Annotated in this window: 9 protein-coding genes and 1 pseudogene; 8 read left to right on the top strand and 2 right to left on the bottom strand. The window is 64.8% G+C overall.

Going from position 1 to position 10,624, the window contains the following annotated elements:
• On the bottom strand, positions 1 to 583 hold a 583-nt coding region (locus AC2VOG_RS10115; protein ID WP_486939764.1), incomplete at its 3' end, for a GAF domain-containing protein.
• Positions 584 to 657: 74 nt separating this feature from the next.
• Entirely contained in the window at positions 658 to 3,087 is a 2,430-nt protein-coding gene (locus tag AC2VOG_RS10110) for a phosphoketolase family protein (RefSeq protein ID WP_486939763.1), read from the bottom strand.
• Between the two features lie 464 nt (positions 3,088 to 3,551).
• Here AC2VOG_RS10110 and AC2VOG_RS10105 point away from each other — a divergent pair, with 464 nt between their 5' ends.
• The 8 genes and pseudogenes from AC2VOG_RS10105 to AC2VOG_RS10070 all read left to right on the top strand — a co-directional run.
• Complete coding sequence (locus tag AC2VOG_RS10105) at positions 3,552 to 4,358, top strand: ANTAR domain-containing protein (protein ID WP_486939762.1); 807 nt, start codon at positions 3,552 to 3,554, stop codon at positions 4,356 to 4,358.
• Between the two features lie 195 nt (positions 4,359 to 4,553).
• Positions 4,554 to 5,132, top strand: coding sequence for a hypothetical protein (locus AC2VOG_RS10100; RefSeq protein WP_486939761.1), 579 nt, complete (start codon positions 4,554 to 4,556; stop codon positions 5,130 to 5,132).
• 456 nt (positions 5,133 to 5,588) lie between these two features.
• Positions 5,589 to 5,768: a DUF6131 family protein gene (locus AC2VOG_RS10095; protein ID WP_486939760.1), complete on the top strand. Its 180-nt coding sequence runs from the start codon at positions 5,589 to 5,591 to the stop codon at positions 5,766 to 5,768.
• An 81-nt stretch (positions 5,769 to 5,849) separates the two neighbouring features.
• Complete coding sequence (locus tag AC2VOG_RS10090; protein ID WP_486939759.1) at positions 5,850 to 7,115, top strand: fatty acid desaturase family protein; 1,266 nt, start codon at positions 5,850 to 5,852, stop codon at positions 7,113 to 7,115.
• Positions 7,116 to 7,209: 94 nt separating this feature from the next.
• Positions 7,210 to 8,115, top strand: a complete 906-nt coding sequence (locus AC2VOG_RS10085) for an alpha/beta fold hydrolase (RefSeq protein WP_486939765.1) — start codon at positions 7,210 to 7,212, stop codon at positions 8,113 to 8,115.
• Between the two features lie 174 nt (positions 8,116 to 8,289).
• The gene (locus AC2VOG_RS10080) at positions 8,290 to 9,183 is read left to right on the top strand and encodes an alpha/beta hydrolase (protein ID WP_486939758.1); all 894 of its coding nucleotides are present in this window, start codon (positions 8,290 to 8,292) and stop codon (positions 9,181 to 9,183) included.
• Positions 9,183 to 10,307, top strand: a complete 1,125-nt coding sequence (locus tag AC2VOG_RS10075; RefSeq protein ID WP_486939757.1) for an acyl-CoA dehydrogenase family protein — start codon at positions 9,183 to 9,185, stop codon at positions 10,305 to 10,307. The genes AC2VOG_RS10080 and AC2VOG_RS10075 overlap by 1 nt, the downstream gene beginning before the upstream one ends.
• Before the next feature lie 54 nt (positions 10,308 to 10,361).
• Positions 10,362 to 10,624, top strand: a pseudogene (locus tag AC2VOG_RS10070) (acyl-CoA dehydrogenase family protein); the annotation flags it as partial.

The following is a 10,624-nucleotide window of genomic DNA, read 5'->3' as shown; positions in this document are numbered from 1 at the left end:
ACAGTCGCTGCCGCACCTCAGTTGATGGCACCCGCGAAATGGTTGCCTGCAGACTGAGTTCGACCGCGAAGATCTGCTGGATCACGTGATGGTGCAGGTCATGGGCGATCCTGTCGCGGTCAGCGAGAATGTTTAGTTCACGCGCCCAGCGCTGTGCGGACCCCAGCTGCCAGACGAGTACCGCCTGGTCGGCGAATGCGGCCATCATGTCGAGTTGCCCGTCGCCGAACGTCGGGGCGCCGGCACTCCGCAGCGCGACCAACACCCCGGCGACGGCATCGGTGGTGCGCAGTGGAAGTACCAGCGCTGGGCCGGCATGTCGGATGCAATCGATGGCGACGTCGAAGTTGTTCAGTCGTCGAGGGATCCCATCCACGAAGGCCTGCCCAATCGAGGCATCGGCGAGGGAAATGACCTGGGTTGGCGCCGGAATCATTGCAGCACTGGCGGTCTCAACGATCACCAGATCGACCACCGCCGACGTGGGTAGGTCGTCGTTGATTGCGACGGCGACCAATGCGATTTCTGCGCCGGTCAGCTTCAACGCTTGTTGAGCGATGGGCCGATATACCGCTGCGGGCATCGGCGCCGGAGAGTAGCTCGGTTCCGACGTCACGCGTGGAGCAGGCAGGGTCATTCCGATCACCTAAGGATTCGTCATGGCGCGGGATTCCAGGTCCAGTTGCGGATTTCAGGCAGGTCTTGGCCGTGGGTGTTGATGTAGCGGGTGTGTTCGACGAGTTTGTCGGCCATGGTCTGCTTCAGGTAGTCGCCGGTCGCACCGAGTTGGGGCAGCCGGTCGATGACGTCTGCGACGAGATGGAAGCGGTCCAAGCGGTTCTGCACCCGCATGTCGAAGGACGTGGTGATGGTCCCTTCTTCGTTGTAGCCGCGCACATGCAGATTGCGGTTGGTCCTGCGATAGGTCAGCCGGTGGATCAGGCTCGGGTAGCCGTGGAAGGCGAAGATAATGTGTTTGTCGGTGGTGAACAGGGCGTCATAGTCGCGGTCGCTGAGCCCATGGGGGTGCTCGGTCGCCGACTGCAACCTCATCAGGTCCACCACATTGACCACCCGGATTTTCAACTCGGACAAGTGTTCCCGCAGGATCGACACCGCAGCCAGCACTTCGAGGGTCGGGGTATCGCCGCAGCAAGCCAGGACCACATCCGGTTCGGCACCCCGGTCGTTTCCGGCCCATTCCCAGATGCCGATGCCCTCGGTGCAGTGAACCTCTGCATCGTCCATGTTCAGCCATTGCGGCATCGGACGCTTCCCCGCGACGATCACATTGACGTAGTGCCGGCTGCGCAGACAATGGTCAGCAACCGAGAGCAGGCAGTTGGCGTCCGGCGGCAGGTAGATCCGCACGATGTCAGCTTTCTTGTTGACCACGTGGTCGAGGAAGCCGGGGTCTTGGTGGGTGAAACCGTTGTGATCTTGCTGCCAAACATGGGAGGCGAGCAGATAGTTCAGTGACGCGATATTACGGCGCCACGGCAGTTGCGCGGTGACCTTGAGCCATTTGGCATGCTGGTTGAACATCGAGTCGACGATGTGGATGAACGCCTCGTAGCAGTTGAACAGCCCGTGCCTGCCGGTCAGCAGATAACCTTCCAGCCAGCCTTCGCTCTGGTGCTCACTGAGCATCGAGTCAAGGATTCTGCCTGTGGGAGCAAGAAATTCGTCGTTAACGGCGGTGCGGGCCTCCCACTGGCGGTCGGTTGCCTCGAACACCGCGCCGAGCATGTTCGACAGGGTTTCGTCGGGGCCGAAGATCCGGAAGTTGCGCGCCTCGTCGTTGAGTGCGACGACGTCGCGCAAAAAAGCGCCGAGCACGCTGGTGTCCTCGGCTTGCACCGCCCCGGGTGAGGCCACCGTCACCGCGTGCGTGCGGAAGTCAGGCATCTTCAGGTCGCGCAGCAGCGTTCCGCCGTTGGTGTGCGGGTTGGCTCCCATCCGCTGTGGCCCGCGGGGGGCGAGCGCGGCCAGGTCGGGCAGCAGCCGCCCGGTCTGGTCGAAGAGCTCGCTCGGTTTGTAGCTGCGCATCCAGGCTTCGAGTTGTTCGACGTGCCCGGGATGCGCCTCGTCGACGAGTAATGGCACCTGGTGCGCCCGAAAGGTCCCTTCGATCTGCAGGCCGTCCACCACCTTGGGCCCGGTCCAGCCTTTCGGGGAGCGCAACACGATCATCGGCCAGCGGGGGCGGGTGGTGTCGCCGGCGGTTCGAGCGTTGTGCTGGATCCGATGAATGGCCTCGACCGTCTCATCCAGGACGGTGGCCATCTGTTCATGCATGTACTCGGGGTCATCACCTTCGACGTAACGCGGGTCCCAGCCACAACCGCGCAGGAACTGGTCCAGCTCCTCGTGTTCGATGCGGGCCAGCACGGTGGGGTTGCTGATCTTGTAGCCGTTCAGATGCAGGATCGGCAGTACCGCCCCATCGTCGATCGGGTTGAGGAACTTGGTGGAATGCCAGGCTGTGGCCAGTGGCCCGGTCTCGGCCTCACCATCACCGATCACGCACGCGACAGTCAGGCCGGGATTATCGAAGACCGCGCCGAACGCGTGACTCAGCGAGTAGCCCAGTTCGCCGCCTTCGTGGATCGATCCCGGAGTCGTCGGCGCCACATGGCTGGAAATTCCTCCGGGAAAAGAGAATTGGGTAAAAAGTTTCTTCAGTCCGGCCTCGTCCTGGCTGACGTCGGGATAGATCTCGGTGTAGGAGCCCTCGAGGTAGGTGTTGGCGACCAGGGCTGGGCCACCATGACCGGGACCGGCGACGTAGAACATGTCCAGGTCGTACTTCGTAATGATCCGGTTCAGATGCAGGTAGATGAAGTTCTGCCCCGGCGTCGTCCCCCAATGGCCGACTACGAGCGGTTTGACATCCGATAGCTGGAGCGGTCGTCTCAGCAACGGGTTGTCGTAGAGATAAATCTGACCGACTGACAGGTAGTTCGCCGCCCGCCAGTAAGCGTCCATCTTGCAGAGCAGTTCAGGTTCGAGGGTCCGTGTCGTCAATTGTGGTGCCTCCTTTGTCGATTCGCAGCTATCCGACTCGCGTTGCGGTGTCGGCCCCATTCGCGGTGCTGGCCGGTTGGGTCGGGGATGCGGCGGCCGCGCCTTCTCTGGCGAGGAAGGCGCCCAGTTCACCGATCGCACTCATGAGCGGCGCCGGGAACACGGGACGATCACGGCCAGCCCGGGCAGCCGGGCGAGACCTGGGGCGCCTGCAGGTGGGCGGGTTGGTGGCAAGCAAGCGTAGTGGTCATGGCCGCCTGACCCGAATCTGATCACCGTGGTGTGAGGGCACGGAGCCGATGCTCCTTGAGTTAAGCGGCGGACGGCCGAACTCATCCCGAACCAGCTGACATTCTCAGCACCCTTGACATTACGCCCGTTGGCCTGCTGGTGCCGCGCGCTTTCGGCGCTGCGGCTACCGGCGTAAAATCATTTCGGCAACTATCTCTTACGGTTGCGCCGCCACGATGGCGCTGGGCTTCGAGTGTCGATTGCCAGCTCCGCCAAGGTCATTGAGCACAGGTATGACGGAGTTCACCGAAGAAGCCGACGGCCCGCCGTCGGCTTCGCTGAGCCTGCAGCAGGCTACCGCTGATGCTGCCGACTTGCGGGCCGGGATCGACGAGCTGGCGGGCTTGGTGGCGGGCAGCCTGGGGTTGCCCGAGTTGCTGGCTGAGGTGTCGGCGTTTGCGGTGCGCGCGATCCCGGGCGCCGAGGGCGCCGGAGTGACGTTGTTGCGGGTCGATCGGGTGGAAAACCTGGTGGAGGTGCTGGGCGCGAGTGCACCGTTTGTCGCCGAAATCGACGAGATTCAGTACGTGACCCTCAAGGAGGGCCCCTGCATCACCGCGGCACTGGAACGACGCACGGTGCGGTCCGGGTCGTTGGGCGGGGAGAAAATGTGGCCGCGATTCGGCCCCCGGGTGGGCCGCCTGGGCGTGCACAGTGCGCTGTCGCTGCCGCTGCTGCTATCGGATCAGGTGATCGGGGCGATCAATGTCTACGCCCACGGCAAAGACGTCTTCGATGAGCACGCCGCCGAACTGGGGGAGCTGTTCGCCAAGCCTGCGGCGGTGGCGGTGCACAACGCCCAGATCCTCGCGCACGCGGTGGCGCTGGCCGCCCAACTGCAGACCGCGTTGTCGACGCGGCCGGTGATCGATCAGGCGATCGGCCTGATCCGGGGCCGCAGCGGGCGTAGCGCCGAGGAGGCGTTCAAACAGTTGCGGGCGATCAGCCAAGCCGAACACCGCAAATTGGCCGACGTGGCGCAGCGCATTGTCGATGAAGCCACGCGCCGCGCCCGCGCCCGACACAAGCCACCAGCCTGAGCCCGAAAGGCCGGGGTAACCCACGGCCGAACCGTCGCTGCGCGGTTTAACGCGCGTAGGTTGGAGGGCGGGGAAACAGTCAACGCGACGGGTCCTGGCTCACGTCGCGGCTTCCCCACCGGGCAGGGCGACTCGCCCGTTCGGCACCGGCAGGCTCGATCCGCGCTCGGGAGCGTCCAGCGGAGCAATTCTCTCATGGAGATCGGTGCGGCCCTGGCCGCCGAATTGGGCATCCTCACCGCCGCCCTGGATGAGCCCGGCGCCGATGTGCTGCACAGTCTGCACCGCCTGGGCGTCGGCGCTCAAGCGGCGGTATCCGGCTATCTCGGCCTGAGCGTGATCGTCGAAGGCAATGGTTCGCCGTTCGCGTTCAGCACCCTCGAGGACGGCGCGGCCGACAAAGTTCGAACCTCGCTGCGGCTGACGCTGCCGGCCGATGTCGGTGAGGGCCGGGCAGCGCCGCTGGTTGCCATCATCTTCTACGCGGCGAGGCCGGGAACTTTTGTCGACCTCGCCGCGGACCTGGCGTGGCTGACCGGCCGTCCGCCCGGCGAATTCGCGCTCGATCAGCACCTGAGCGTCCCGGTCGGCTCGGACGACGGGACATCCTTGCGAGAGGCGTCGGTGATAAATGAGGCCATCGGGGTGCTCATCGGCCGTGGCTACAGCCCGCGGCAAGCACATTTGAAATTAGACATCGACGCTGATCGCGCGCGCACCGATCGAGCCACCGCCGCGCAGGTCATCCTCGACACGCTCACTGGCTTTCAGTAGGTAGTTGGCGTCGGTTCCTAGGCTCGACAGACAGCATCGGTGGATGAATGCGGACCGCGATGTCGTTGGCTTCCACAAATTCCCACAATCATTCAACCTTGGGGTGTCCAGACTTGGCGGTCGGCCACCGCTGCCCGTGTGGCAGATCGCTCAGGTCACACATCTGGCCCGGGTACCCGACAGGTGTAAAGTTGATGTTGCTGAGACCTTCAGCCGGTCCGGAGAAAGTTTGGCTGTACGCCGCTGAACTTGATGAGCATTTGCTTGAGCCGCCCATTCTGAATCTAACCTTCGCGGTGAGGGAATCATGGTGCCGGAGATACCCGGCAGTGCGACAAAAGTCGCGCTGATCGAGCGGAGCATCACCAAATCGCTTGGGCACGAGGCTAACTGACGCCCTCCGACACTAACCCGGCTATTCTCTTCCCAGCTATCCACAGAAACTAGGTACACGTCATGATCGGCCTCGGAATCCTCCTCATCGTCCTTGGACTGCTGCTCCCCGCCCTCATTCCTACCTTCGCCTACGCCCATCTTTGCCTGGTCATTGGCGTCATCCTCCTCGTCGTCGGCCTGGCGCTGATGCTGATGGGTCGGATGGGACGCGGGGTCGGCGGCCGCCGCCACTACTACTGACCGGTCCGATGTACTCCCCGGCTCGGCTGGCAGCGGCTGGCCGAGTCGGGTGATACCGACACGAAAGAAAGGCGGATAACGATGGCGATCACCAACATTGCGGCCTTCGCGCACCTGACCGACGCCGACATCGACAACCTGGCCGTTGAGCTGGATGCGATCCGACTGAATATCGAGGAGTCCCTCGGCGCGAGCGACGCACGCTACATTCGTCGCACCATCGCCGCGCAACGCGCTCTGGATGTCGCCGGCCGTCTCATGCTGGCCGCTAGTTCACGACGCCCCACCTGGTGGGCCGGAACAGTGACCCTCGCGGTGGCCAAGATCATCGAGAACATGGAGATCGGCCACAATGTCATGCACGGCCATTGGGACTGGATGAACGACCCCGAGATTCACTCCTCGACGTGGGAGTGGGACATGAGCGGGGTGTCGAAACACTGGAAAGCCACCCATAACTTTCAGCACCACAAGTACACCAACATCCTCGACATGGACGAAGACGTGGGTTACAGCACCCTGCGGGTGACCCGTGACCAGCCCTGGAAGGCCTCCAACCTCGGCAACCTGCTCTTCAACGCCATCCTCGCGCTCGGTTTCGAGTGGGGAATCGGCTTGCAGCCCATCGACTTCGGCAAAGTTCTCGAAGAAGGTCCGGGCCGCGAGACAACCCTGCGGCAGATCCACGAGTTCGCCACCAAAGCCGGACGACAGGTGGTCAAGGACTACGTCGCGTTCCCGGCGTTGACGTCGGTGTCGCCGGCGGCGACCTTCAAATCGACCCTGAAGGCCAACATCGTGGCCAACGTGATCCGCAACATCTGGACCGACGCCGTGATCTTCTGTGGGCACTTCCCCGATGGCGCTGAGAAATTCACCAAGACCGACATGATCGGCGAAAGCCGGGGGCACTGGTACCTGCGCCAGATGCTGGGCAGTGCCAACTTCGACGCCGGGCCGGCGATGCGGTTCATGAGCGGCAACCTGTGCTACCAGATCGAGCATCACCTGTACCCCGATATACCGAGCAATCGCCTACACGAGATCTCGCTGCGCGTGCAAGAGGTGTGCGACAAGTACGACTTGCCTTACACCACGGGGTCATTCCTGGCGCAGTACGCCAAGGCGTGGCGCACCATCGCCAAACTGTCGCTGCCGGACCGCTACTTGCGCGCTACCGCCGATGACGCGCCGGAGACCCGCAGCGAGCGGATGTTCACCGAACTTCAGCCCGGCTTCACCGGTACCGACCTGGCGACGGGACGCCGCCGCGGCCTGAAGACCGCGATCGCGGCAGTCCGTCAGCGACGTCACGACCAGGCCCGAAGAACGCGACCTACTGGCTAGTAACCTACCGAACCGTAAGTTACGGTTATCATCGTCTGACAGCAGGCCAGGATGCCCGAACACGATTGGACGGAGCCCAGTGCACGAAACCGAGATGAGCTATCTCGACCTGCACGGTGAGCGCCTTGCCTATCGGGATGCCGGTGCCGGCGAGGCGCTGCTTCTGATTCACGGCATGGCGGGAAGTTCGGCGACCTGGCGCGCGGTCATTCCTGAGTTGTCGAAGAAGTACCGGGTACTGGCACCGGACCTGCTGGGGCACGGCGAATCGACCAAGCCGCGCGGCGATTACTCGCTGGGCGCGTTCGCCGCCTCGCTGCGGGATCTGCTCGATGCGCTAGGTATCAGCCGGGTCACGGTGGTCGGTCAGTCACTCGGTGGCGGGGTGTCCATGCAGTTCGCTTATCAACACCGCGACTACTGCCAGCGCCTGGTTCTCATCAGCAGCGGTGGCCTGGGCCCCGACCTCAACTGGATATTGCGCATCCTCTCGGCACCGGGAGCCGAGTTGGTGCTGCCGGTGGTCACACCGCAGCCGGTGTTGAAGCTCGGCAACAAGCTGGGTTCGTGGCTCACCTCAGCCGGAATCCAGTCACCGCGCGCCGGCGAGATGTGGAGCGCCTACTGCTCGTTGTCGGATCGGCCGACTCGCCGAGCATTCCTGCGGACGTTGCGCTCGGTGGTGGACTACCGAGGCCAGGCGGTCAGCGCGCTCGGCAAGATCCACGTCAGTCATGGGTTACCCACTTTGCTGATCTGGGGCGAGCAGGACCGGATCATTCCCGTCGCCCACGGCTACGCCGCTCATGAGGCCGTGCCGGGCAGTCGACTCGAGGTGCTCGCCGGCGTCGGGCACTTCCCTCATGTCGAAGCCCCGACAGCGGTGGTGGACATCCTCGACGACTTCATCGCCACCACAGGGCCCGATGTCGATCTGACGAATCAACACCCCGATCGGAAGGATCACCCAGCAGCGGGAACGACCGGCTCAGACAGCTGATACTCGGGTCGGCGACAACTGGGCAGCGATCCGCGAGAAGCTTCCCCGCCCACTCGACACTACGCGCCGCGCCTGTGCCGCAGCGAAGAGCCAATATTGCTGACGCGCTTGAGTTTTCGCGTCCGCGGCGGAGCCCGGGACCCGAGCCCGGTTCGCGTTGGCCATACTGAGACGATGCCGAGCACTGATTTCCACCCCGACCTGAGCAGAGTCGCGCGCTTCGCACCCAGATCGCTGGTCGGCCCGCGCTCGTTGAAGCTGATTCGAGCACTTTCCCCGGCGGCACGGCGCAGATCGAGCCGCGATGTGGAGTCGCTCATCCTGGGCTCCGGTGTCGGGGTGCGGTTGCACCGCCCGGCCGGCGCCGAGCAGCCGGGTCCCGCGCTGTTGTGGATCCACGGCGGGGGCTATGTCCTCGGCACCGCTCAGCAGGATGACGACGTGTGCCGTCGGTTCGCGCGTGAGCTCGGCGTCACCGTAGCGGCGGTGGATTACCGGCTGGCCCCCGAGCACCCGTACCCCGCGCCGCTGGAGGATTGCTATGCCGCGCTGACCTGGCTGGCCAAGCTGCCCGCTGTCGATCCGGCTCGGGTGGCGATCGGCGGGGCCAGTGCAGGCGGCGGCTTGGCGGCCGCGCTGGCGTTCCTGGCGCGTGACCGCGGCGAGGTATCGCCGACCCTGCAGCTACTTGCGTACCCGATGCTCGATGACCGCAGCGGCTCGACACCGGAAAAGCCGAACTACCGGCTGTGGAGCCCGAAAAGCAACCGGTTCGGCTGGGCGGCCTACCTCGGCAACGCCGACCCGAATGTCGCGGTTCCGGGGCGCCGCGAGGACCTGAGCGAATTGCCGCCGGCCTGGATCGGGGTCGGCACCCACGATCTGTTTCACGACGAGGACCTTGCCTACGCGGAGCGTCTCGCCGCGGCCGGTGTCCCGTGCCAGGTCGAGGTCGTCTCCGGAGCATTTCACGGCTTTGATCTGATAGTGCCGAAAGCCGGTGTGTCCAGAGCATTTTTCGCCAGCCAGTGCGCGAGTCTGCGATCCGCTCTGGCTGTCGCGCGCTGATGGCCGCCGGCGCGCCCTTTGCGGTGAGCGACGAACAGCGGGCACTACGCAGTGCGGTCGCCGACCTGATGGCGCGTTATTCCGGCGAGGCCCAGGTGCGGACGCAGATGGCCGGTGAGACGGGCTTCGACCCGATCGTGTGGCGTGAGTTGGCAGCCATGGGCCTGACTGGTCTGCTGATCGACGAGAAGCACGGCGGCGCCGGGGCGGGCCCGGTGGAAATGGGCATCGCGATGGAGGAGATGGGCCGAGCGCTGCTGGTCAGCCCGTTCCTGTCGACGGCCGTGCTGGTGCCCGGCTTGCTGACCGAGGCCGGCCATACCGCCGAGTGTGACGCGGTGTTACCGCGGATCGCGGCCGGGGACCTGATCGCGACCGCCGCCTTCGCCGAGGACGGCTCGGCCCGGTTACCGGCGACGATCACCACGTCAGCAGGTCTGGTCGGCGACGCCTGGCACGTCACCGGCTACAAGCACTTCGTGCTCGACGGGCTCTGCGCCCAACTTTTCTACGTGTTGGCGACGACCGACAACGGTCCCGCGGTGTTCGCCGTCGATGCCGGTGCACCCGGCCTGGCCGTGACGCCCCTGACCACGGTCGATCCGACCCGCAAGCAATGCCGACTGCAATTCGTCGACACCCCCGCCCGGCTGATCGGCCGGCCGGGTACCGGCGTCGATGTGTTCGAGGCAGCGCTCGACCGTGCGGCGTTGGCGTTGGTCAGCGAGCAGGCCGGCGGCGCGCGGCGGGCAGTCGAGATGGCCACCGAGTACGCCAAGACCCGTTACCAGTTCGGTCGCGCGATCGGCAGTTTCCAGGCCGTCAAGCACATGTGCGCCGACATGCTGCTGGAGGCCGAATCCGCGGTATCGGCGGCACGCTTCGTCGCCGGTTCGTACGCCGAGCAAGCGCCTTCCCGAATCGCTGATCTCGCTTTGGCGCAAGCGTATTGCTCGGAATCCTTCGTCTTCGTCGCAGCGACCAACATCCAGGTCCACGGCGGCATCGGATTCACCTGGGAACATCCGGCGCACCTGTATCTGCGTCGCGCCCGATGTGACGCCCAGCTGCTGGGAAGCCCGTCCTGGCACCGGGAACGCTACCTGCAGCAGATCGGAGCATGATGACTTCCGCCGGCGACGATGCAGAACGCATAGCGCGATGAGGAGGAGCGGCGCATGACGGACGACGAACTGCGCGACGAGGTCCGAAATTGGTTGGCGGCCAACTGGAATCCCGACATCGATCGCGCCAGCTGGGCCCAGCTCGTCGTCGATGCCGGATGGGCGGTCCCCAGCTGGGAGCCGGAGTGCTACGGCCGCGGTATTTCGGATGCCCAATCTCGGCTCGTTGCAGCAGAATTCGCCGCGGTCGGCGCGCACGGCTGCGGCCACGACCGCGGGAACCTCTTCGCCTGCACGCTGCACGAGGTGGGCACCGA

This window comes from Mycobacterium sp. TH-M11 (assembly GCF_057473725.1).
The sequence above is the reverse complement of the archived record's forward strand: the minus strand, read 5'-3'. Positions and strand labels throughout refer to the sequence as shown.